Annotated in this window: 20 protein-coding genes; 16 read left to right on the top strand and 4 right to left on the bottom strand. The window is 62.7% G+C overall.

Features of this window, described 5'->3' with window-relative positions; translation table 11 throughout:
* The first annotated feature begins 86 nt into the window (after positions 1-86).
* The 16 genes from ACFVSI_RS06985 (at position 87) to ACFVSI_RS06910 (ending at position 18784) form a co-directional block, all read left to right on the top strand.
* Positions 87-1151, top strand: a complete 1065-nt coding sequence (locus ACFVSI_RS06985) for a tRNA (adenine-N1)-methyltransferase (protein WP_387821245.1) — start codon at positions 87-89, stop codon at positions 1149-1151.
* 96 nt (positions 1152-1247) lie between these two features.
* Positions 1248-3056, top strand: a complete 1809-nt coding sequence (gene arc, locus ACFVSI_RS06980; protein ID WP_387821242.1) for a proteasome ATPase — start codon at positions 1248-1250, stop codon at positions 3054-3056.
* Positions 3057-3106: 50 nt separating this feature from the next.
* The gene (dop, locus tag ACFVSI_RS06975; protein WP_387821379.1) at positions 3107-4726 is read left to right on the top strand and encodes a depupylase/deamidase Dop; all 1620 of its coding nucleotides are present in this window, start codon (positions 3107-3109) and stop codon (positions 4724-4726) included.
* A gap of 120 nt (positions 4727-4846) precedes the next feature.
* A complete protein-coding gene (locus tag ACFVSI_RS06970; RefSeq protein ID WP_387821239.1) occupies positions 4847-5050 on the top strand; it encodes a ubiquitin-like protein Pup in 204 nt (67 codons plus the stop codon).
* Between the two features lie 79 nt (positions 5051-5129).
* Entirely contained in the window at positions 5130-5939 is an 810-nt protein-coding gene (prcB, locus tag ACFVSI_RS06965; RefSeq protein WP_387821237.1) for a proteasome subunit beta, read from the top strand.
* Position 5940: 1 nt separating this feature from the next.
* The gene (gene prcA / locus ACFVSI_RS06960; RefSeq protein WP_387821234.1) at positions 5941-6648 is read left to right on the top strand and encodes a proteasome subunit alpha; all 708 of its coding nucleotides are present in this window, start codon (positions 5941-5943) and stop codon (positions 6646-6648) included.
* A gap of 1 nt (position 6649) precedes the next feature.
* Positions 6650-8014, top strand: a complete 1365-nt coding sequence (pafA, locus tag ACFVSI_RS06955) for a Pup--protein ligase (protein WP_387821231.1) — start codon at positions 6650-6652, stop codon at positions 8012-8014.
* A gap of 129 nt (positions 8015-8143) precedes the next feature.
* Positions 8144-9067: an FKBP-type peptidyl-prolyl cis-trans isomerase gene (locus ACFVSI_RS06950; RefSeq protein WP_387821228.1), complete on the top strand. Its 924-nt coding sequence runs from the start codon at positions 8144-8146 to the stop codon at positions 9065-9067.
* 74 nt (positions 9068-9141) lie between these two features.
* Entirely contained in the window at positions 9142-9537 is a 396-nt protein-coding gene (locus ACFVSI_RS06945; RefSeq protein ID WP_387821225.1) for an FKBP-type peptidyl-prolyl cis-trans isomerase, read from the top strand.
* A gap of 96 nt (positions 9538-9633) precedes the next feature.
* Positions 9634-11652, top strand: a complete 2019-nt coding sequence (locus tag ACFVSI_RS06940; RefSeq protein WP_387821223.1) for a helix-turn-helix transcriptional regulator — start codon at positions 9634-9636, stop codon at positions 11650-11652.
* A gap of 9 nt (positions 11653-11661) precedes the next feature.
* Positions 11662-12012, top strand: coding sequence for a hypothetical protein (locus ACFVSI_RS06935; protein ID WP_387821221.1), 351 nt, complete (start codon positions 11662-11664; stop codon positions 12010-12012).
* Positions 12013-12047: 35 nt separating this feature from the next.
* The gene (gene tatA, locus ACFVSI_RS06930; RefSeq protein ID WP_387821219.1) at positions 12048-12332 is read left to right on the top strand and encodes a Sec-independent protein translocase subunit TatA; all 285 of its coding nucleotides are present in this window, start codon (positions 12048-12050) and stop codon (positions 12330-12332) included.
* A gap of 6 nt (positions 12333-12338) precedes the next feature.
* Positions 12339-13175 carry a twin-arginine translocase subunit TatC gene (gene tatC / locus ACFVSI_RS06925; RefSeq protein WP_387821216.1) on the top strand — a complete coding sequence of 279 codons (837 nt, stop codon included), beginning with the start codon at positions 12339-12341 and terminating at the stop codon, positions 13173-13175.
* 24 nt (positions 13176-13199) lie between these two features.
* A complete protein-coding gene (locus ACFVSI_RS06920) occupies positions 13200-16169 on the top strand; it encodes a DEAD/DEAH box helicase (RefSeq protein ID WP_387821213.1) in 2970 nt (989 codons plus the stop codon).
* Between the two features lie 57 nt (positions 16170-16226).
* Entirely contained in the window at positions 16227-17885 is a 1659-nt protein-coding gene (locus ACFVSI_RS06915; protein ID WP_387821210.1) for an amidohydrolase, read from the top strand.
* Between the two features lie 155 nt (positions 17886-18040).
* On the top strand, positions 18041-18784 hold the full coding sequence (locus ACFVSI_RS06910) for a polyprenol monophosphomannose synthase (protein WP_387821207.1): 744 nt from the start codon (positions 18041-18043) through the stop codon (positions 18782-18784).
* Between the two features lie 71 nt (positions 18785-18855).
* Here the strand turns inward: ACFVSI_RS06910 and ACFVSI_RS06905 are convergent, their stop codons facing one another.
* The 4 genes from ACFVSI_RS06905 to ACFVSI_RS06890 form a co-directional block, all read right to left on the bottom strand.
* On the bottom strand, positions 18856-19203 hold the full coding sequence (locus ACFVSI_RS06905; protein WP_011774875.1) for an RNA polymerase-binding protein RbpA: 348 nt from the start codon (positions 19201-19203) through the stop codon (positions 18856-18858).
* A gap of 258 nt (positions 19204-19461) precedes the next feature.
* Complete coding sequence (locus tag ACFVSI_RS06900; protein WP_387821204.1) at positions 19462-20436, bottom strand: SPFH domain-containing protein; 975 nt, start codon at positions 20434-20436, stop codon at positions 19462-19464.
* A 98-nt stretch (positions 20437-20534) separates the two neighbouring features.
* A complete protein-coding gene (locus tag ACFVSI_RS06895) occupies positions 20535-20996 on the bottom strand; it encodes an NfeD family protein (RefSeq protein WP_144658860.1) in 462 nt (153 codons plus the stop codon).
* Between the two features lie 79 nt (positions 20997-21075).
* Entirely contained in the window at positions 21076-21918 is an 843-nt protein-coding gene (locus ACFVSI_RS06890) for a methyltransferase domain-containing protein (RefSeq protein ID WP_387821200.1), read from the bottom strand.
* Between the last annotated feature and the right edge of the window lie 68 nt (positions 21919-21986).

Below are 21986 nucleotides of genomic sequence, written 5' to 3'. Positions count from 1 at the left end.
GGCCGTCTTAGCAAGAACCCAATACCTTTGGCGCCCAGCAGCCAGCAACACGTCGCGGCCAAGCCGTACAAGAGCGAGGAACACACATGAACCGCGAAACCCCCGCCCCCCAGGCAAGCGCAAGCCCGGACAAGGCAGCCAACGGCTCCACTGTGCAGCCAACGGGGGCCGCACGGCGTCGCGGGCCGTTCCGTGTGGGCGAGCGGGTCCAACTCACGGACGAGCGCGGGCGAATGAACACGATCATGCTGGAAGTGGGCGGCGCGTTCCATACGCACCGTGGATTCCTGAACCACGACGAAATCATCGGCAAGGTCGACGGTTCCGTGGTGAGCAACAATGTTGGCCAGCAGTACCAAACGCTGCGCCCCCTGTTGTCCGACTTCGTGTTGTCCATGCCCCGTGGTGCTGCCGTTGTCTACCCCAAAGACGCGGCCCAGATCGTTACCATGGCAGACATCTTCCCGGGCGCCCGCGTTGTGGAAGCAGGCGTCGGATCAGGCGCACTGTCCATCTCACTGCTCCGTGCCGTAGGCGACGGCGGTTACCTGCACTCCTTCGAGCGCCGCGAAGAGTTTGCTGACATCGCCCGGGGCAACGTCGAAACCATTTTCGGTGGACCACACCCGGCGTGGCAGATTTCCTTGGGCGACTTCCAGGAGGAAGTCGTCAAGGCTGAGGCCCCCGGCTCGGTGGACCGTGTGGTCCTGGATATGCTCGCTCCTTGGGAATGCGTCGACGCCGTTGCCACGGTCTTGGCACCTGGGGGCGTCTGGATCAACTATGTCGCCACGGTGACCCAGTTGTCGCGCACTGCAGAAGCAATCCGCGCCGACGGCCGCTTCACGGAACCTGACGCCTGGGAGTCGATGGTCCGCGGCTGGCACCTGGAGGGCCTCGCCGTCCGGCCTGACCACCGCATGGTTGCCCACACCGGTTTCTTGCTTGTGACCCGGCGTTTGGCCGATGGCGTCACCGGAATTTCCGTGAAACGGCGTCCTTCCAAGACAGAATTCAGCGAAGAGGACCTCAACGCCTGGACCCCCGGTGCAGTGGGGGAACGTTCAGTCTCGGACAAGAAGCTGCGCCGCGCCGCCCGTGACGCCATCGCTGGAACCAACGTCCAGGACGAACCCCCGGTCACAAACTGAAAAGGTCACAATAGGGTCCGCATTCCGGATGTCACCGGGCACCCTGGGCTTTTCGGGACTAAGGTCTTGTTAAGCGCAGGAAGGGGCTGATGAATCGTGGATACGCCAAACAACGACCTTGGACGGCCGACACCGGAGGATGCAAACACAGCGGCAGAGGAAAGGGCGGGCCGGGGTATCGCCCCAGTTCAGCCGCCTGAACCCTCGACCGACCTGACTGTTGCCGAACGGCAGATCAACATCCTTCGGGACAAGCTCCGCCACATCGACCGCCAGCTGGCAGCCGCTACCCAGAACAACAGCAAGCTCGTGAGCATGCTGGAAACCGCCAAGACCGAGATCCTTCGCCTGAAAGGGGCCTTGGAGCAGGAGGGGCAGCCGCCCTACAGCTTCGGCACCGTGCTCCAGGTCAACCCGCGCAGGCAGCCGGCACCGGGAAGCTCGGGGCAAGCAGCAACAGAAGAGTCAGTGGACATCTTCAACGCAGGTCGGAAGATGCGCGTGGGCGTCAGCCCCCTGGTCAACGTCAACCAACTCGCAGTAGGGCAGGAAGTCCTGCTCAACGAGGCCCTCCTCATCGTGGCAGGACTTGGCTACGAGCGGGCCGGCGAACTGGTCACGTTGAAGGAAATGCTCGGCAAGGACCGTGCACTGGTAGTCGGCCGCGCCGATGAAGAACGGGTGGTCCGGCTCTCCGGAGCCCTCCAGGAGCTCCACCTCAAGGTCGGCGACGCGCTGTCCCTGGATTCACGGACCGGGTACGCCCTGGAGAAGGTTCCCCGCGCCGAAGTGGAAAACCTGGTCCTTGAGGAAGTTCCGGATATCACCTACCAGGACATTGGCGGCCTCGGTCCGCAGATCGAACAAATCCGCGACGCCGTGGAACTTCCGTTCCTGCATCCGGACCTTTACCGTGAGCACGGTTTGAAGGCCCCCAAGGGCATCCTGTTGTACGGTCCTCCGGGCTGCGGCAAGACCCTGATCGCAAAGGCCGTGGCGAACTCCCTCGCCGCCCGGGCCGCCGAACGCGCCGGCAACACCGACCTCAAGAGCTACTTCCTGAACATCAAGGGTCCCGAGCTCCTGGACAAGTACGTAGGCGAAACCGAGCGGCATATCCGGTTGATCTTCGCGCGGGCCCGTGAAAAGGCGTCGGACGGCAGCCCCGTGGTTGTCTTTTTTGACGAAATGGACTCGCTTTTCAGAACCCGCGGTACCGGTGTGTCCTCCGACGTCGAGACCACCATCGTGCCCCAGCTGCTCAGCGAGATCGACGGCGTGGAGCGCCTGGACAACGTGATTGTCATCGGTGCATCAAACCGGGAAGACATGATTGACCCTGCGATCCTCCGGCCAGGGCGCCTCGATGTAAAAGTCAAGATCCAACGGCCCGACGCCGAAGCCGCCGCGGACATTTTCGCAAAATACATCACCACTGACCTTCCGTTCCACGCCCAGGACCTGGCGGAGTACGGCGGAGACATCCAGGCAACGGTCGACGCCATGGTCCAGCGGACCGTGGAAGCAATGTACTCCACCGAGAAATCCAACGAGTACCTCGAAGTCACCTACGCCAACGGCGACACGGAGATGCTGTATTTCAAGGACTTCAACTCCGGTGCTGTGGTGCAGAACGTCGTGGACCGCGCCAAGAAGTACGCCATCAAGGATCTGTTGACCAACCAGCAAAAGGGCCTCCGGATCGAGCACCTGCTGCGGGCCGTGGTGGATGAGTTCCGGGAGCACGAGGACATGCCGAACACCACCAATCCTGACGATTGGGCACGGATCTCAGGCAAGAAGGGTGAACGGATCACCTACATCCGGACCATCGTCCAAGGCAAGGCCGGGCAGGAACCTGGCAAGTCCATCGAGACCACCGCGAACACGGGCCAGTACCTGTGACAGCAAGACCCGAAGGTACACCCGCAGAGAAACTGCCCGCTGGCGGAGCGATGCGCGTCATGGGCTCGGAAACTGAATACGGTATCCACGCGCCGTCCGCGCCAGGTGCCAATGCCACCATGATGTCGGCGAGGATCATCCAGGCATACGCCGCCGTCACGCGGCAGCGTGCCGCCGGTGGCGCCGAGACGCGGTGGGACTACACGGATGAGGAACCGCTCCACGACGCCCGCGGCTGGACCGTCGACAGGGCGGCGGCAGATCCAAGCCAACTCACGGACCAGCCTCCGGTCCTCGACGCCGAAGCCGTCGCCTTGGCATACGGCCGCCAGGAACTGGAGCTTGACGGCGCGGACGAGTCCGGATCGCTCCTGATGAACATGGTCCTCGGCAACGGCGCCCGCCTGTACGTCGACCATGCCCATCCGGAGTATTCCAGTCCGGAGGTTACCAATCCCAGGGATGCGGTTGCTTGGGACGCTGCCGGTGACCTCGTGGCTCTTGCCACCGTCCGAAAGGTGGCCGCGGACACCAGCTTGCCTGCCATCAACCTGTATAAGAACAACACCGATAACAAGTCGGTGTCTTACGGCTCCCATGAGAACTATCTCATGCCCCGTTCGGTGCCCTTTGGCGACATCATTCGCGGCCTGACCCCGTTCTTTGTCTCCCGCCAGGTAGTCTGTGGTGCCGGCCGGGTGGGGCTGGGTCAGGACAGTTCAGCAGCCGGATACCAGATCAGCCAGCGGGCCGACTTCTTCGAAGCGGAAGTGGGGCTGGAGACAACCATCCGCCGCCCCATCATCAACACCCGGGACGAACCCCATGCAACGGCGGACAAGTACCGCCGCTTGCACGTGATCATCGGGGACGCCAACCTCAGTCAGGCCTCCAACTACCTCAAATTCGGAACCACGGCCATGGTCCTGAGCCTCATTGAGGCCGGCCAGGCTCCGAAGATCGAGGTCCACGAGCCGGTCCAGGCCCTTCAAGCCGTCAGCCATGACACCACACTGTCGGCAACGGTTCGGCTGCTCGACGGACGCAGGGTGACAGCCCTGGACCTCCAGTGGATGTTTTACGAGGCCGCAGCGAAACTGGCCCAGGAAACCGGCGTGGGTGATTCACTCTCCGGAGACGGCCACAGCCACGGGGTTCTCTCCCTCTGGGAATCCGTCTTGACCGCATTGGGCTCCGACGTGATGTCCGCGGCGTCGTCCGTGGAGTGGGTGGCGAAAAAGTCGATCCTGGAAGGGTACAGGAACAGGGACGGATTGGGCTGGGACGACGCCCGGCTCGGCCTGGTGGACCTTCAATGGTCGGACATCCGCCCCGAGAAGGGCCTCTACTACAGGCTGCTGTCCAACAACCGCATGCAGCGGGTAGTGGACGACGCCGACATCGCCCGGGCGGTGACGGAACCGCCGTCGGATACTCGCGCGTACTTCCGAGGTAAATGCGTCTCGAGGTTCGGCAAGGACGTGGTGGGCGCCAGCTGGGACTCTGTGATCTTCGATGTGCCGGGACTGGGGAAGCTGCAGCGCGTACCCACCCGCGAACCGTTGCGCGGGACCCAGGATCTGACCGGGGCACTCTTCGAACGCCACACTGAAGCGGGTCCTTTCCTTGCCGAATTGTTGGGTCAGAATCCGCCACCGGCAAGGGCCTGAGCCGGTGTGCGCCACAGGAACATTCGTACCTGTCCAAAGCCGCACGCGGCAGCCCGCAGCGTGGCAATATGGCAGTAGGAAGTCTCCAATTTCCGGGGACTGACAGTAGGGAGAAAGAAAATGGCAGCTCAGGAGCAGCAACAACCACAGTCACGGGAAACCGACGCTGAAGTGGACGTCCCGGAGGCTCCGCCTGCAGCGCCCGAAGCCCAGGCATCAGAGGCAACACAGGGCGTGGATGATCTCCTCGACGAAATCGACGGCGTACTGGAATCGAACGCCGAAGAGTTCGTCAGGGCCTTCGTCCAAAAGGGCGGCCAGTAACCGGCCCCACAGCAAGGACCTACCCCCGGACGGCGTGAGGCCGTCGGGCACGTGAACGCAGAGTCGAAGGAGTGCAGCAATGCAGGACCCATCAAACGGCCCCCTGGCCACCCAGGCAACGTCTTCATTCACCGAGCATCTGCAACGCTCGCGTCCTGAACTCCTTCCGTTCAATCAGCCACTGCCCGCCGGCTCCGTACCGGCCTCGCCGCATGCCACCACCATCGTGGCGTTGACGTATGCGGGCGGCGTGCTGATGGCGGGCGATCGCCGCGCCACCATGGGCAACGTCATCGCCAGCCGCCACATCGAAAAGGTGTTCCCGGCCGATGAATTCTCGGTGCTGGGCATCGCCGGCACGGCCGGCCTGGCAATCGACATCACGCGCCTTTTCCAAGTTGAGCTCGAACACTACGAAAAGATCGAAGGCACTTTGCTGAGCCTGGTGGGCAAAGCAAACCGCCTGGGTGCCATGATCCGGGGGAACCTGCCCATGGCGATGCAGGGGATGGCAGTCATTCCGCTTTTCGCCGGATTCGACCACGTCAGCGGCGTGGGCCGCTTGTTCTCCTACGACGTCACGGGCGGCCGGTACGAAGAGCAGGAACACCATTCGGTGGGATCGGGTTCAGTCTTCGCCAGGGGCGCGCTGAAAAAGCTGTGGAAACCGAATCTCTCCGAAGAAGACGCCGTCGCGGTAGCTGTCGAGGCACTCTATGACGCCGCAGACGACGACTCTGCCACCGGTGGACCGGACCCGGTACGCCAACTCTGGCCAGTGGTCTACACGGTGAAGCGCGCCGGAAACCGCAGGGTCCCGGAGCGCGATCTCGCCGCTATTGCCGGGGCAATCGTTGAATCGCGGGCCATCGCCGGACGGGAGGCCTGAGATGACGCAGCAGTTCTATGTTTCTCCTGAACAACTGATGAAGGACCGCGCCGACTTCGCGCGGAAGGGCATCGCACGCGGCCGGTCCGTCGTGGTCATCAGTTGCGCTGACGGCATTGCATTGATCGCGGAGAATCCCTCACCGTCCCTTCACAAAATCGGCGAAATCTACGACAAGATCGCCTTTGCAGCCGTAGGGAAGTACAACGAGTTCGAGAGCCTGCGGCAGGCGGGCGTCCGCTACGCCGATGTGCGCGGCTATTCCTATGACCGCGAGGACGTCACGGCCCGCGGCCTGGCCAGTGTGTACGCCCAAAGCCTCGGCGCTGTTTTCACTGCTGAACAGAAACCATTCGAGGTTGAACTGGCCGTGGCCGAGGTCGGGGCGACCCGGGAACAAGACCACCTCTACCGCCTGACCTTCGATGGTTCCATCGCTGACGAGAACGGTTTCGTCGTCATGGGCGGATTGGCGGAGCAGATTTCCGACGTCGTCAGCGGGGCTTGGGAGCCGGATCTCACCCTGCCGGGGGCCATGCGTTTGGCCTTGCGTGCTTTGGCTGCCGACAAGGAGCTCGAAGCCCTGCCGGCCACCGCCGTCGAAGCTGCTGTCCTTTACCGTGCTTCGGAGAGCCACCGCGGATCACGCAGGGCGTTCCGGAGGTTGCTGCCCGAGGACATGACCCGGTTGCTCACAGAGGAGGCCTGAGATGGACAAACGCATATTCGGCATCGAAACGGAATTCGGGATTTCCTATTCCAGCCCGGATTCGCGTCCCTTGGCACCGGAGGAAGTAGCCCGCTACCTCTTCAGGAAAGTAGTCAGTTGGGGGAGGTCTTCCAACGTCTTCCTGACCAACGGGTCGCGACTCTATCTGGATGTAGGTTCGCACCCGGAATATGCCACAGCTGAGTGCGATGACCTTGCCCAGCTCATTGCCCATGACAGGGCGGGCGAACTCATTCTCGATGACCTCGTGGACGAGGCCCAAAGCAGGCTGGCCGCCGAAGGCTTCAACGGAACCGTTTACCTTTTCAAAAACAACACGGATTCGGCGGGAAACTCCTACGGAAGCCACGAGAACTACCTGATTCCCCGCCGTGGTGAATTCTCGCGCTTGGCGGAAATCCTGATTCCGTTCCTGGTGACCCGGCAGTTGATCGCAGGCGCGGGCAAGGTATTGAAGACCCCGCACGGAGCTACGTTTGCCTTCTCCCAACGCGCAGACCACATCTGGGAAGGCGTGTCCTCTGCGACCACCCGTTCGCGTCCCATCATCAACACCCGGGACGAGCCACACGCTGACGCCGAGTTCTATCGTCGTCTCCACGTCATCGTCGGGGACTCCAACATGTCCGAAACAACGGCCCTGCTCAAGGTCGGTACTGTGGACCTGATTCTCCGGATGATCGAGTCCGGCGTCATCATGCGGGACATGCGCATGGAAAACCCCATCCGCAGCATCCGTGAGATCTCGCACGACCTGACAGGCCGGGCCCTGGTCCGCCTTGCCAACGGCAGGCAGCTCACAGCCCTTGATATCCAGCGCGAATACCTCACGAAGGTCACTGACTTCGTCGCCACCAATGGGGCGCACAACGCGCATGTTCCCTTGATCCTGGATCTGTGGAAGCGCACCCTGGATGCCATTGAAAGCGGCGACACCAGCACCATTGACACTGAGGTTGACTGGGCTATCAAGAAGAAGCTCATGGATGGCTATATGGGACGGCACGGGCTCGGCCTCGATTCGCCCCGGATTGCCCAACTCGACCTCACGTACCATGACATCTCACGGCAGCGGGGCTTGTTCTTCCTGCTCCAGGCCAGGGGAGCGGCCCGCCGCCTGGTCACTGAGACCGACGTCAAGGACGCCGTGGACGCACCTCCTCAGACCACCCGCGCCAAGCTCCGTGGCGACTTCGTTCGCCGGGCCCAGGAACTTGGCCGCGACTACACCGTCGACTGGGTCCACCTGAAATTGAATGACCGCGCGCACCAGACCATTCTCTGCAAGGACCCCTTCCGGAGCGACGACGAACGGGTGGATGCGCTTCTGGACTCCATGGGCTGATCGGCGCTTTAAGCTGGTTCCCAGCTTCGCGGGCTATTCTGGATAGTGGTCTCTTTCCAGGAGACAACCTGCTTGGAGGCGTCATTCGCTGTTCCGAGTGTCCTTTGCCCCGACGAAAGTGTCTTTTTTGTGCGCCGACTCCTAGCAATTCTTCTTCCTGCCCTGCTGCTCATCACCGCGTGCGGGGGAAGCAACGCGGCACCTGAGCCCACCAGCCAGTCCGCAGGTGACATCTCCAAGCTCGACTCCGTGAAAGTGACGGACAACGGCAACGACAAAGCACCGGGCGTTGAATTCTCCAAGCCGCTCAGCGTGTCCGAACCCACAGTCAAGGTGGTCAAGGAAGGTGACGGAGAGCGCGTGAAGGCCGGGCAAACGGCCGAACTCGTCTACGTAGCCATGGACGGCAACGACGGCAAGACCGTTGAAGACGCCTACGCCAACGGACCCCAGCCAATTGAACTGACGGACGAACTGAAGTCCGGCAACCAGCAGATCTACAACGCGATCGTTGGTGCCAAGATTGGCTCGCAGATTGCCTTCGCCGCTCCTGGCAACGCCGGAGCGTCGCCTGCGGCCGCCACCCAGCTGGTTGTCTTCAAGCTGCTCTCCGCCAAGGATCCTGCTCCGGTACTGGACAAGCCTGAAGGCGACCCCGTAACTCCTCCCGCCGGCCTTCCAACTGTGAAGGAAGACGACAAGGGTATTCCGCAGATCTCCATTGACGGCGTCGCAGCCCCCAAGGAGCTCATCGCCCAGGACCTCATTAAGGGCAAGGGTGCAGCCGTCAAGGCATCAGACACCCTGACCGTGAACTACGTTGGCGTCAACCTCGTGGGCGGAACCAAGTTCGATTCCAGCTACGACCGCGGAAAGCCCGCCAGCTTCCCCCTCACCGGCGTTATCAAGGGCTGGACGCAGGGCCTCGAGGGCAAGACCGTAGGCTCCCGTGTCCTCTTGGTTATTCCTCAGGACCTCGCCTACGGCGCGGCCGGCCAGGGCCAGGCCAAGGGTGACCTTGTCTTCGTCGTAGACATCCTGGGCGTCAAGTAACCCCATCGCAATCTGCAGGCACTGGCATAGGCTGGTTCCTGACACCAATCCATCACCCACACCAAGGAGTAACCATGTCATTTGGTCAGCGTGACTTCGACCGCACCAAGCCGGAGATTGATTTCCCCGAAGGCGACGTCCCCACGGACCTCGTCATCACGGACCTCATCGAGGGCACCGGCCGCGAAGCCCAGGCCGGGGACACCGTCTCCACCCACTATGTTGGGGTTGCCTGGTCCACTGGCGAAGAGTTCGACGCTTCATGGGGCCGTGGAGCCCCCCTGGACTTCCGTGTAGGCGTGGGCCAGGTTATCCAGGGTTGGGACCAGGGCCTGCTGGGCATGAAGGTCGGCGGTCGTCGTCGCCTTGAAATCCCCTCGGAGCTGGCCTACGGCTCGCGCGGTGCCGGCGCAGCCATTAAGCCGAACGAAGCCCTGATCTTCGTCGTTGACCTTGTGGCTGTCCGCTAAGGAACTGCCGTCCCGCAAGGCGCGTCACCTCCCGGTTAACCCCGGCTGGTGACGCGCCTTGCTGTTTTCCCCCCGGTCTTTAGTAACGTAGCAACCGTGTCCGCATCCCGCACTGAACGACTCCTGAACCTTCTCCTTGCATTGCTCAATACCAGGGTGGGCCTTTCACGCTCCATCCTGCGCGAAAAGGTCTACCACGACACCGCCGGAAATGACGTCGCTTTCGGGCGCATGTTTGAGCGCGACAAGGCCGACCTGAAGCAGTTCGGCTTCGAGGTTGAGACCTTGATGGACCCCGGCAGTTTCGGTGCGGACGATCCCGCTTCGGCCCGCTACCGGATCGGTAAGGACTCCAACAGGCTTCCGGAAGTGCACCTGACGCCAGCCGAGTGTACGGTCCTCCTGCTGGCAGCCCAACTGTGGGAACGGGCGGCCCTTGGAAACGCCGCCGCAAATGCCGTCCGTAAGCTCCAGGCCGCCGGTGGCTTCACCGACGTCGACCTTCCAGCAGGCGTTCAGCCGCGTATCAAGCCGGCGGGCCAAGCATTCGACGACGTCGTTGCAGCCATGCACGGCAGGCATCCTGTCCGCTTCGGCTACCTTGCCGTCAGCACCGGGCGCGAGGAAACACGGGAAGTGGAGCCATGGGGATTGGGCAGCCGCTTCGGCCAGTGGTACCTGGTGGGCTTTGACAGGGGGAGGGGAGCCAAACGGATCTTCAGGCTTTCACGGATGACCACGGCACTGACCGTTGTGTCCGGGAGCAGCTTTGACCCACCCGAGGGCTTCAACGCGCGCATGGAGCTTGATTCGCTCAAGGAACTGCCCCTCCAAGAGGCCACCCTGGATGTGGACAGAGACCGCTTACTGGCGCTCCGCAAACGGGCCAGCGCCACGGGACATTCGGGGGTAGACGTGACCCGGGACCGGATCGCTGTCGACTTCCGCGACCCTGAACAGCTCGCCGAAGAGCTGGCCTCCTACGGTCCCCACGTAAAGGTGACGGAACCAGCGGAGTTGCGGGCCGCCGTCGTACGCCGCCTCAAAAGCGCCCTTGACTTCGACGCCGCACCTGCTGTGGATGTGGAGTTCCCCGAGGCTGGCCGTGCACCGCGCGCCCGGAAACGCACATCGGAGGACCAGCTGGCCAGAATGCTGCAGTTGGTGCCCTTCCTGGTCCATCACCAGGGCCTGCACATCCAAGAGGTGGCAGACCGCTTCGGCATCTCGCGCAAAGAGTTGATCGACGACCTGAAAATTCTGATCTGCTCGGGGCTTCCGGAAGGCTATCCGGACGACCTGCTGGATATCCAGTGGGAAAACGACCACGTGTACATCTCAGAGCACCTGGACCTGAACCGGCCGGTGCGCTTCAGCGAAGACGAGGCAGCCGCGTTGCTGACGGGCCTTGCGATGCTGGGCGACCTGCCCGCCCTGGCGGGTATGGCGGACCAGGAATCCGGCAGTGCGTTGGAGTCCGTGACGATCAAACTGACCGGTGCCGCCGGCCAAGCAGGCCGTTTGGCCGGTTCCGTGGCCGGGCAGTCGGTAGCACCCCAGCAATCCCAAGCGTTCGCCACCATCACCCAGGCCATCAGGGACGGCCGGCAGCTACGGCTTCGGTATTTGTCCCTGCAACGCGACGAGGTGACAGAACGTGATGTTGACCCACTGCGGCTCTATTCGATGGACAACATCTGGTACTTCGAGGCGTACTGCCACAGCAAGGCAGGTATCCGTAACTTCCGGCTGGACAGGGTGGAGGCGTTGGAACCGAACGGTCGTGCGTCCTCCGGCCAGGCAGCCACGGACCAGGACTTTCCGGCGCGCCTGTTCACTCCCGGCGACGACGACGTTGTGGTGGTCCTGCAGTTGACCCGCCAGGGCGCCGGGCTTGCAGATGACTACTATGCCGAGCGCACGGCCCAACTGCCCGACGGCGGCTTGCTCGCCGAAGTGCGGTTCGGCGACGCCGGTTGGCTGCCCATGTTCGTCTCACAGCACGGCGGTACGGTCCGGATCCTGCATCCCGGGTCTTTGCGCGACGAGGCAGTGGCTTGGCTGATGGCTGCCCTGGCACAGTACGACGATGCTTCCGACGCCCAGGCTGGCTAGACTACTCAGATGCCTTGGTGGTTTTGGATCCTGCTGTGGATCGCACTCGTAGCCCTTGCCCTGCTCCTGCACCTGACCTTGGGTTATCGCCTGTTCAGGAAATTCATGGCAACTGTTCATGAACTGGGCGACGCCGGGAAACGTTTCAGCAACCTTTCTCCTGTCGCGGAAACCTCCGATGTGGAAGTGGCGGAAAAGCGCCCCGAACCTGGGTCCGCAATTTTTGCCTCACCGGATCAGATGCGTCATGATTACCTGACGGCCAAAGCCTCCCGGCAGGAAGTTCGCCGCCAGAAGCGCGTCCAGCGCAAAGCGGAGCGGGGTCAGCCGCAATCCCTGCACGACATTGAATTCAGTTAGACGTAGGATGTATCCAAAAGGAAAGGACCTCCCACATGAGGCTTGAAGGCTGGCATCTCATCATCATCATCGTTCTGGCTCTGGTGCTTTTTGCAGCACCAAAGCTGCCGTCCATGGCGCGCAGCATTGGACAGTCGATGCGTATTTTCAAGTCTGAGGTCCGGGAAATGAAGAAGGACGGTTCTTCCGAGACGAAGGATTCCCAGAACGGTTCGGACCCCGTTGAAGGCAGGGTTGTGGGCCACCCGGACGCCACGACCCCCGACATGAAGGCCCGGAACACCGGCGAAACTGACGTTCCGCCTTCCAACCGCGTCTAAAGAGAAGTGGTAGAGACGAAGGGGCGCAAGGCCAACCCCGAAGCCCGGATGGCGCTCCTTGACCATCTCAAGGAGCTGAAGAACCGGCTCTTCAAGGCTGCAATCGGCGTCATCCTCGGGACAGTGGTGGGCTTCATCGTCTATCAGCCGCTCCTGGAGGCCCTGATCAAACCGATCAAGGACCTCAATGAGAAAGAGGGTCGCGCCGCCACGCTGAACTTTGACGGCGTGGCCAGTTCGTTCGACCTCATGGTTCAAGTCTCCGTGTTCCTTGGGGTGTTGCTGTCCAGTCCCGTGTGGATTTACCAGCTCTGGGCTTTCATCGTTCCCGGCTTGCACAAGAAGGAACGCCGCCTCGCGTTGTCCTTCGTCGCTGCGGCTGTTCCGCTGTTCATCGGAGGCGTCCTTCTCGCCTGGCTTGTCCTGCCTAACGCGGTGCGGGTCCTGACGGACTTCACCCCCGTGGGTGGCTCAAACTTCATCAGCGCCGAAATCTATCTGGCCTTTGTCCTTCGGCTCCTCCTGGCCTTCGGCATTGCCTTCCTGGTACCCGTGGTACTCGTCGGCCTGAACCTGGCCGGCATCGTCAAAGGCAAGCAGCTGGTCAAGAGCTGGCGCATCACCATCTTCCTGGTGTGCCTCTTCGCCGCCATGGCCGCTCCCGGCGCGGACGCGATGAGCATGTTCTATCTTGCTGCCCCCATGCTGCTGCTCTTCTTCGCAGCTATCGGGTTGTGCCTGCTTAATGACCGCCGACGTGAACGCCGTGCCATCAAGCGCGCTGCCGAGACGGAGGCCACTGCCGATATCGCCACCCCGGCCGCAGATCTGGAGAATCTGTAGACGTTGGGCCACTAGGCTTGATGCATGTCTTCGTTTTCCGGGTCTCCATCTCCATCCGAGCGTTACCAGGCGGCAGCGCAAAGGGCAGCGGAGGCAAAAACCTACCTCGGCTCCTTCGCCGGTTCACTCGACTTCGAACTGGACGACTTCCAACGTGAAGCTTGCAAGTCACTCCAGGAGGGGCGGGGCGTGCTGGTGGCAGCCCCCACCGGCGCCGGGAAGACAATCGTCGGCGAGTTCGCCATCTACCTGGCCCTTCAGCGGGGGCTTAAGGCTTTCTACACCACCCCCATCAAGGCCCTGAGCAACCAGAAGTTCTCGGAATTGGCAGAGAAGTACGGAGCAGCGAATGTTGGCCTGCTGACAGGCGACACCACCATCAACGGCGATGCACCGGTAGTGGTGATGACCACAGAAGTGCTGCGGAACATGCTGTACGCCGATTCGGAGACGCTCAGCGATCTTGGTTATGTCGTCATGGACGAGGTCCATTACCTTGCCGACCGTTTCCGCGGAGCCGTCTGGGAAGAAGTCATCATCCACTTGCCCAGCGAAGTGCAGGTGGCGTCCCTGAGCGCAACCGTTTCCAACGCCGAAGAGTTCGGTGCCTGGTTGGACACTGTTCGCGGCGATACCGACGTCATCGTTTCTGAACACCGGCCGGTGCCGTTGTGGCAACATGTCATGGTGGGCAGGGAGATCGTGGATCTCTTTGCCGGCGACACCTCTTTCGACGAAATCGCGCCCGTGGCCCCCGGCGCGCAGGAAACCGACGCCCCGGACCTCTCGGACGCACCGGAAGTATCCAGCGAGACCAACTCACGCCGCCGCGTCTCGCCCAAGGGAGCATCCACCCCGAAAGTACGGCAAGCAGTCACCGGTCCCGAGTTTGAAGTTAACCCGGACCTTCTGGCCATGGCCCGTTCCGAGAGCCGGATGAACCTGGGAGGCCGGTTCGGACATGGCGGCCGGAGCCGTCGTCGAAACGACCGGCACCGCGACGACAGGCAACAATCAGAACAACGCAGTCCCGTCCGCAAGGCCAGCCGCCCGCAGGTGATCGAGAGCCTGAGGCGCCAGGATCTGCTTCCAGCCATCACTTTCATCTTCTCGCGTGCCGGATGCGATGCCGCCGTGGCCCAGTGCGCTGCCTCGGGGCTGTGGCTCACCACGGAACGAGAGCAGCAGATCATCGCCCAGCGGGTGGATGAGGCCAGCCATGAGATCCCTGCCGACGACCTGGATGTCCTCGGGTTCTGGGGATGGCGTGACGGCCTGGTCCGGGGCTTTGCCGCCCACCACGCCGGAATGCTGCCCACCTTCAAGGAAGTGGTGGAAAAGCTTTTCGCAGACGGACTGGTCAAGGCCGTCTTTGCCACCGAAACGCTGGCCCTCGGCGTCAACATGCCCGCGCGTTGCGTGGTCCTGGAGAAACTTGAGAAGTTCAACGGCGAAGCCCACGTCAACATCACGGCGGGGGAGTACACCCAGCTGACCGGTCGGGCCGGGCGGCGTGGTATCGATGTCGAAGGCCACGCCGTTGTCCTGTGGCAACCGGGCACGGATCCCGCTGCTGTTGCCGGCCTCGCGTCCAGGCGCACCTACCCCCTGAATTCCAGTTTCAGGCCCACGTACAACATGAGCATCAACCTCATTGCCCAGTTCGGCCGGGCGCGGGCCCGTGAAATCCTGGAGTCGTCCTTCGCCCAGTTCCAAGCGGACCGTTCGGTCGTTGGCCTGGCCAGGCAGGTCCGTGGCCGGGAAGAGTCGTTGGCCGGGTACGCGAAATCCATGCAGTGTCACCTGGGTGACTTCACCGAGTACGCCAAACTGCGGCGGGACCTCAGCGACGCTGAAAACAACGCAGCCCGCGACCACCAGCGCGCCCGAAAGTCACGCGTTGCCGACTCCCTCGCGCGGTTGATCCCCGGTGATGTCATCAGCATCTACAGCGGCCGGCTGGCGGGGCATGCGGTGGTACTGGATATCGACCCGCACGCCCGCGAACCACGTCCGTCAGTGCTGACCCAGGACAACCAGCTGCGGAGGATCGGTGTCCACGACCTCGACGGCCCTGTGTCGCCGGTGACCCGGATCAGGATACCGAAGTCGTTCAACGCCAAGGTTCCCAAGTCCCGCCGCGATCTGGCATCATCGATGCGCCACGCCGTCAGCGAAGACGCACCGAAGCGCCACCGGAACAGCAGGCATGAGGACTTCGGCCTCGGGGCCCGGCTACCGGACCAGGAACAGAGGATCGCGGACCTCCGCCGTGCCCTGCGGGCACATCCCTGCCACGGCTGCAGCGAAAGGGAGGACCATGCACGGTGGTCCGAGCGCTGGTGGAAGCTGCGCAAGGAGACGGACGGACTGGTCCGCCAGATCCAGGGCCGCACCAATACCATCGCGAAGACGTTCGACCGGGTATGCGAGGTTCTCGCCACCTACGGTTACCTGGAAACAAACGACGCCGGTCAGGTCACCATCAGTGCCGACGGACAGCGTCTTCGCCGGATCTACGGCGAGAAGGACTTGTTGATCTCCCAGTCCATCCGCCAAGGAGCCATCAACGACCTCGACGCAGCCGAACTGGCATCGTTCGCCAGCACCTTGGTGTACCAGGCCAAGCGGGAGGACCGCGGACTTAGGCCGAAGATGCCATCGGTGTCCCTGGAAACGGCTGTCGATGTGGTTGTCCGGGAATGGTCCCGGCTGGAGGATACCGAGGAACAACACCGTCTTCCCTTGACGGGAGAACCGGAGCTGGGCCTGATGTGGCCAATGTACAAGTGGGCCAAGGGCCGCCATCTCCAGGACGTGCTCAGCGGAACCGACCTGGCGGCGGGAGATTTCGTCCGTTGGGCCAAGCAGGTGGTGGACCTCCTGGACCAGCTGGCCAAGATCCCACAGCTTGACCCCCGCTTGGGCCGGATCTGCCGGGAGTCCATCGACCTGGTCCGCCGGGGTGTCGTGGCCTACTCCACAGTCGCCTAGCGCGCTGATCACCTGTCCCACGAATTATTCGTTGCCCATGCTCAAGGAGCTCACCACATGAACCAGCCCGGCACGCCTGTCGGCCAGCAACACCAAGGATCCGGCCGTCGGGTCACCATGTACCGCAACGGATCGATCTACACCGCGGCAGATCCTTTTGCGACTGCCATGGTGGTGGACGGAGACACCGTGGCGTGGGTGGGGTCTGAGCCAGCGGCCACCTCCATTGCGGATTCGTCCATGGAAATCATCGATCTCCATGGCGCCCTCCTGGCTCCGGGCTTCGTGGATTCGCACGCCCACCTGACCGAAACCGGACTGGCCCTCGGAGGACTCCAACTCGGCACCGTTCGTTCAGCAACAGAACTGCTCGACGCCGTCGCAGCCGCAGGCGGTTCGGGCACCATCCTGGGTCACGGCTGGGATGAAACGACGTGGAACGATCCCACGCTGCCCAGCCTTGAAGAGATCCAGCGCGCAGCAGGGGACCGGCAGGTCTACCTGTCCCGCGTCGATGTCCACTCCGCATTGGTCTCGGCCTCCCTGGTGGCGACTGCAGGCCTTGACGACCTCGACGGGTATACCGGGACGGCCCGTGTGGTGCGGGCGGCGCATACGGCTGCCCGCCTCCACGCACGACGATTCCCGGAAGCAGAACGGCGCACCTACCAGGAACTGGCTTTGAAGGAGGCCGCCTCCCACGGTTACGTGGCATTGGCTGAAATGTCGGCGCCGCATATATGCGGGCCGGAGGACCTGCGAATGGCCGCGTCTTGGAACGAGCACGGGGACCGCCCGCAAATCCTCCCGTACTGGGGCGAACTGGCGTCCTCGGAGGAGCACGCCCAGGAAATTCTGGAAGGTCTGGGCACCCATGTCCTGGGCCTTGCGGGTGATCTCAACATGGACGGTTCCATCGGTTCCAGAACGGCTGCGTTGCTGGAGGATTACTCTGATGCCCCCGGACAGCGCGGCAGTCTCTACCTTTCGGTGGACGAGGCCGCCAAACATCTGGCGGCGACGTCGGCCTTGGGCCTGCAGGCCGGCTTCCATGTCATAGGCGACGCCGGCCTGGGCGCCGTTCTGGACGCCCTGGATTCCGCAGCGGCCGAGGTAGGGGAGCAGCGCATCCGCGCAGCCGGCCACAGGCTGGAACATGTGGAGATGGCGGACCAGTCCGCCATTGACAGGCTTGCCAAGTACTCGGTGACCGTCAGCGTCCAGCCCGGCTTTGACGCCGCCTGGGGTGCTCCTGGCGGGTTGTATGAACAACGCCTGGGCAATCGCAGCCGCAGCATGAACCCCTTTGCTTCGTTCTATTCCAGTGGTGTGCCCATCGCCTTTGGCAGTGACAGCCCTGTCACTGCACTACGCCCTTGGTCCAGCGTCCGCGCCTGCCTTGAGCACAGCAACCCCGACCAGCGCATCTCGGCACGGGCGGCATTCCTGGGACATACCCGTGCAGGATGGCGGGCTGCCAAGCACCGCAACCCCCTCATGGGGCAGCTGGTTCCCGGCGCTCCGGCCAGCTTCGCCGTCTGGGAAGTCGACGAGCTGATGGTCCAAGTAGCGGACAGCCGGGTCCAGTCCTGGAGCACTGATCCCCGCGCACGGACACCGCTGCTGCCCGCCCTCGACACCGGGGCGGACCCGCGCTGCCTGCAGACGGTCCACCAAGGCCGTGAGCTCTTTGCCCACGAGTCACTGCGCGTGTAGCCGAGGATCATCCGGGCAACATCCCGACCACTGTGGCCGACGCCACAGACGCAAAAGTCCTGGCCGCCGTCGTCCTATAATGGAGAGTTGCGCCAGAACGCCAGCTGCCAGGCTGGTCCGGCACACTGACCGCTCCATCAAGGAAAGGCCTCTTCTTGCGTGTCCTGACGATCATTCCCACCTACAACGAGCTGGAATCGCTCCCCGTGACGCTGGGACGGCTGCGCGCCGCAGTTCCCGAATCCGACGTCCTGGTGGTCGACGACAACAGCCCTGACGGCACGGGAAAGCTTGCCGACGACTTCGCCGCAAAGGACAGCCAGGTCCACGTCCTGCACCGCAAGGGCAAGGAGGGTCTTGGGGCTGCCTACATCGCCGGCTTCAAGTGGGGCCTGGCAGCCGGTTATGACGTCCTCGTCGAGATGGACGCGGATGGTTCACACAAGCCCGAACAACTGCCACTGCTCCTTGACGCCGTGAAGGACGGAGCGGATCTGGCCATGGGCTCCCGCTGGGTCCCGGGTGGGAGCGTGGTGAACTGGCCACTCTACCGTCAGGCCATCTCCCGCATCGGCAGCACGTACGCCCGCATCATGCTCGGCGTAAAGATCAAGGACGTGACCGGCGGATACCGCGCCTTCCGCCGCAGTACGCTTGAGGCACTGAAGCTGGACGAAGTGGAGTCGGTCGGCTACGGCTTCCAGGTTGACCTTGCCTGGCGAGTGGCCAAGCTTGGCCTCCGCATCGAGGAGCGCCCCATCACCTTCGTTGAGCGCGAACTCGGGGCATCGAAAATGAGCGGCAACATTGTGGTCGAAGCCATGATCAACGTCACCAAGTGGGGATTGGCAGCGCGCTGGGCCAAGCTGACCGGCAAGTCAACCGAAATGGCAAAGTAGTTCTTACAGCAAAAGGCCGGATCTGGTTCCCAAGGGAAACCGGACCCGGCCTTTTTGCGTGTTTGTGGAAACTATGCCGAACGGCGTTCCCCGCGGCGCTCACGAAGAATGTTGAGGCGATCCTCAAGGATCTGCTCCAGCTCGGGAAGGCTGCGGCGTTCCAGCAGCATGTCCCAGTGCGTGCGGACGGCTTTTTCGTTGGCATCCACGGGACGCTCGCCATCGACCAGGAGCGCTTCCTTACCGGTTTTGGAAACCCACACAGGAGGGATCTCCGCTTCGGAAGAGAAGGTTACGAAGACCTGCTCGCCATCCTCGCAACGGTACTCGACCCGCTGGCGCGGTGCCGGTTCAACGCCGGATTCAGTTTCCATGCTTTGGGCGCCAAGACGCATACCCCGCAGGCTGCGATCGCTCATGATTACTCCCTCTGTCTGTTCGCGGAGCAGCAACTCCGCGCTAGCCGTAAGCCGTTTTCACGATCCCTACGGACTACTTCTGCACACCTTGCATCACTAATTGCAACGCCTGGCCAAGCTTTAATGTTCCGTCCACGCTGAACCAGCCGGACAAATATCCTATTATACGCTGATCTTTGCCGACTACTCAAAGCAGGCGGACGCAGCGAGCGGCCAGCCGGAATGGCTGACCGCTCTTGACCTTGCTATGAGCTGGAACTACTCCGTCGGACGGGTAGGTTCCACTGTCCCTGCCGGCTCAGGTTCCTTGGTGCCGCCGTCGAAAAGCCCTGCAACCGGGGAGTCCCCGCCGTTGCCTCCAAGTGCGCCGCCAATACCCTTGAGGGCCTCGCCTACTTCACTGGGAATGATCCAGAGCTTGTTCGAGGTGCCCTCCGCGATCTTCGGAAGGGTCTGCAGGTACTGGTACGCCAGCAGCTTCTGGTCCGGGTTGCCCTTGTGGATGGCATCAAAGACCTTTTGGATGGCCTGGGCTTCACCATCTGCGCGGAGGATGGCGGCCTTGGCATCACCTTCGGCCGCAAGGATGGCGGCTTGGCGCTGACCCTCAGCGGTCAGGATCTGGGACTGCTTGGTACCTTCGGCAGTCAGGATGGCCGCACGGCGGTCCCGCTCTGCACGCATCTGCTTTTCCATCGAGTCCTGGATGGAGTGGGGCGGGTCGATCGCCTTGAGCTCTACCCGGGAGACGCGGATTCCCCAGCGTCCCGTTGCCTCGTCCAGCACACCACGCAACTGACCATTGATCTGGTCGCGTGAAGTCAGTGCTTCTTCCAGGTTAAGCCCACCCACCACGTTACGAAGCGTGGTGGTGGTCAGCTGTTCCACGGCCTGGATGTAGTTGGCGATCTCGTACGTTGCCGCCCGTGGATCAGTGACCTGGAAGTAGACCACGGTGTCAATGGAAACAACCAGGTTGTCTTCAGTGATGACCGGCTGCGGTGGGAAGGACACGACTTGCTCACGCAGGTCGAGCAGTGGCAGGAGCCTGTCGACAAACGGTATCAGGATGGTCAGTCCCGGGTTAAGCGTGCGCTGGTACTTGCCGAGCCGTTCAACGACGCCGGCACGTGCCTGCGGAATGATCCTTACCGAGCGGACCAACACGATGATGACAAAAATGACGAGAACAATCAGCACAATTGCCGCTGCTGTTCCTCCTAAGCCGTCCATACATCTCCTTCGTTCCCCAATTGCGTGGTTTGATGCGGCTGTTCGCGGGCAGGCAACCCGGTCCGGGAACAACCTGAAATCTTGAGTGCGCCGAAGCGTCAGCGGGGGCTGTTGTCGGCAGCCGAGGCGACCACCGCCGTCGCCCCGTCAATTTTGGTGACCTGAACGGTGGCGCCGGCGTCGATGACACCAGCCGCGCTGCGGGCGCTCCAAACGTCCCCACCAATTTTCACCAGCCCGCTGGTGCTGCTCACGGCTTCAATGACGAGGGCAGGCTGGCCTATGAGCCGGTCTATGTTGGACAGCTGTTCCGTGGGGCCCTTGCGCAGGTGGTTCAAGGCTACTGGCCGGACAAAAACGATCATCAGAAGGGACACCACGCAGAAGATGACGATCTGCAGCCAAAGATCGGCGCCGGAGAAGTCCGCAATGAGCCCGGCAAGCGCACCGCCGCCCAGCATGATGAAGAAGAGATCGAGAGTCAGCATCTCCACCACTGCGAACGCGAGGAAGACTGTAAGCCATAGGGCCCACCAGTTCTCGCCGAGCCATTCAAACATCGTTCCCCCTTGGTCCCGGATCCCGCGAGCGGGATCACAGTCGCTGTTCCTCCATCCTAGCCCGCGGCGCGGTCAAGCGTCAGGACGTGGTGAACACGCTGATCCGGAACTTGGCCGTGGTGTCCATGTCCTCGTCTGACGCCGCCAGTTCGGACAGCTGCTCCTGACGGAGATGGTGTCCAGCGGGGCCCATGTAGGCGAGGTCGGCTACTTCGCTTCCCGACAACACCAGCGGCACATCCAGGGAACGGCTGGTGGGCGAATCGAACCAGCCGCTCATGGACTCGGCCAGCCGTTCTTCCTTCCCCTCCTCGATCCCGAGCATCCCTGTCCTCGCAGCGATCTCCTGGAGGTGGCCGGGCCGCGGCGTCACCACCAGCAACGATCCTCCCGGGCGCAGAACCCGCGCGAACTCCGCAGGATTCCGCGGCGCGAAAACAACCGTCACGACGTCCGCCGAGTTATCCGCCATGGGCAATGGACGCCAAATGTCCCACACCACATTGGCGGCCCCGGGGTTGAGCCGTGCCGCACGCCGAAGGGCGAACTTGGAAATGTCCATCCCAACGGCGCTAGCCCCCGTTGCGTCCATAACAGTGCGGAGGTAATGGCCGGTGCCGGTTCCGGCGTCGAGAACCAGTGGTTCCGGCCCTCGGATGGCCTCCGCAGCCATCTCTGCCAGCCCCGTGGCCAATTTCGCGTAGTGCCCTGCTTCCAGGAACCTGACCCTGGCAGCCACCATCTCGGCCGTGTCCGCTTCGAAAGCCGTTCCTTTGCCCGTAAGGAAGTTGAAATAGCCTTGCTTGGCAGCATCAAACAGATGCCCGGTCCGGCAAGCGAGGGTTGCCGGACGGGCATCACGCAACTCGAAAAGTCCTTGGCAAACAGGGCATCGCAGGGCGGAGACGGCGTCGGACAACATGGCCTCAATCCTACGGTGGACGGAGTGTCTGGTGCCGCCGGACAGGCCACCCCGCTAGGCTCACCATC

The sequence above is a fragment of the Paenarthrobacter sp. NPDC057981 genome (genome assembly GCF_042886835.1).
In the GTDB taxonomy this organism is placed as follows: Bacteria; Actinomycetota; Actinomycetes; order Actinomycetales; family Micrococcaceae; genus Arthrobacter.
This window is presented reverse-complemented; position numbering and strand designations above follow the sequence as displayed.

Excerpts from the sequence above, each read along its gene's own strand:
- ACFVSI_RS06985 (WP_387821245.1), top strand. The coding sequence starts at position 87 with ATGAACCGCGAAACCCCCGCCCCCCAGGCAAGCGCAAGCCCGGACAAG.
- dop (WP_387821379.1), top strand. The coding sequence starts at position 3,107 with ATGCGCGTCATGGGCTCGGAAACTGAATACGGTATCCACGCGCCGTCC.
- ACFVSI_RS06970 (WP_387821239.1), top strand. The coding sequence starts at position 4,847 with ATGGCAGCTCAGGAGCAGCAACAACCACAGTCACGGGAAACCGACGCT.
- prcB (WP_387821237.1), top strand. The coding sequence starts at position 5,130 with ATGCAGGACCCATCAAACGGCCCCCTGGCCACCCAGGCAACGTCTTCA.
- prcA (WP_387821234.1), top strand. The coding sequence starts at position 5,941 with ATGACGCAGCAGTTCTATGTTTCTCCTGAACAACTGATGAAGGACCGC.
- pafA (WP_387821231.1), top strand. The coding sequence starts at position 6,650 with ATGGACAAACGCATATTCGGCATCGAAACGGAATTCGGGATTTCCTAT.
- ACFVSI_RS06945 (WP_387821225.1), top strand. The coding sequence starts at position 9,142 with ATGTCATTTGGTCAGCGTGACTTCGACCGCACCAAGCCGGAGATTGAT.
- ACFVSI_RS06935 (WP_387821221.1), top strand. The coding sequence starts at position 11,662 with ATGCCTTGGTGGTTTTGGATCCTGCTGTGGATCGCACTCGTAGCCCTT.
- tatA (WP_387821219.1), top strand. The coding sequence starts at position 12,048 with ATGAGGCTTGAAGGCTGGCATCTCATCATCATCATCGTTCTGGCTCTG.
- ACFVSI_RS06920 (WP_387821213.1), top strand. The coding sequence starts at position 13,200 with ATGTCTTCGTTTTCCGGGTCTCCATCTCCATCCGAGCGTTACCAGGCG.
- ACFVSI_RS06915 (WP_387821210.1), top strand. The coding sequence starts at position 16,227 with ATGAACCAGCCCGGCACGCCTGTCGGCCAGCAACACCAAGGATCCGGC.
- ACFVSI_RS06905 (WP_011774875.1), bottom strand. The coding sequence starts at position 19,203 with ATGAGCGATCGCAGCCTGCGGGGTATGCGTCTTGGCGCCCAAAGCATG.
- ACFVSI_RS06900 (WP_387821204.1), bottom strand. The coding sequence starts at position 20,436 with ATGGACGGCTTAGGAGGAACAGCAGCGGCAATTGTGCTGATTGTTCTC.
- ACFVSI_RS06895 (WP_144658860.1), bottom strand. The coding sequence starts at position 20,996 with ATGTTTGAATGGCTCGGCGAGAACTGGTGGGCCCTATGGCTTACAGTC.
- ACFVSI_RS06890 (WP_387821200.1), bottom strand. The coding sequence starts at position 21,918 with ATGTTGTCCGACGCCGTCTCCGCCCTGCGATGCCCTGTTTGCCAAGGA.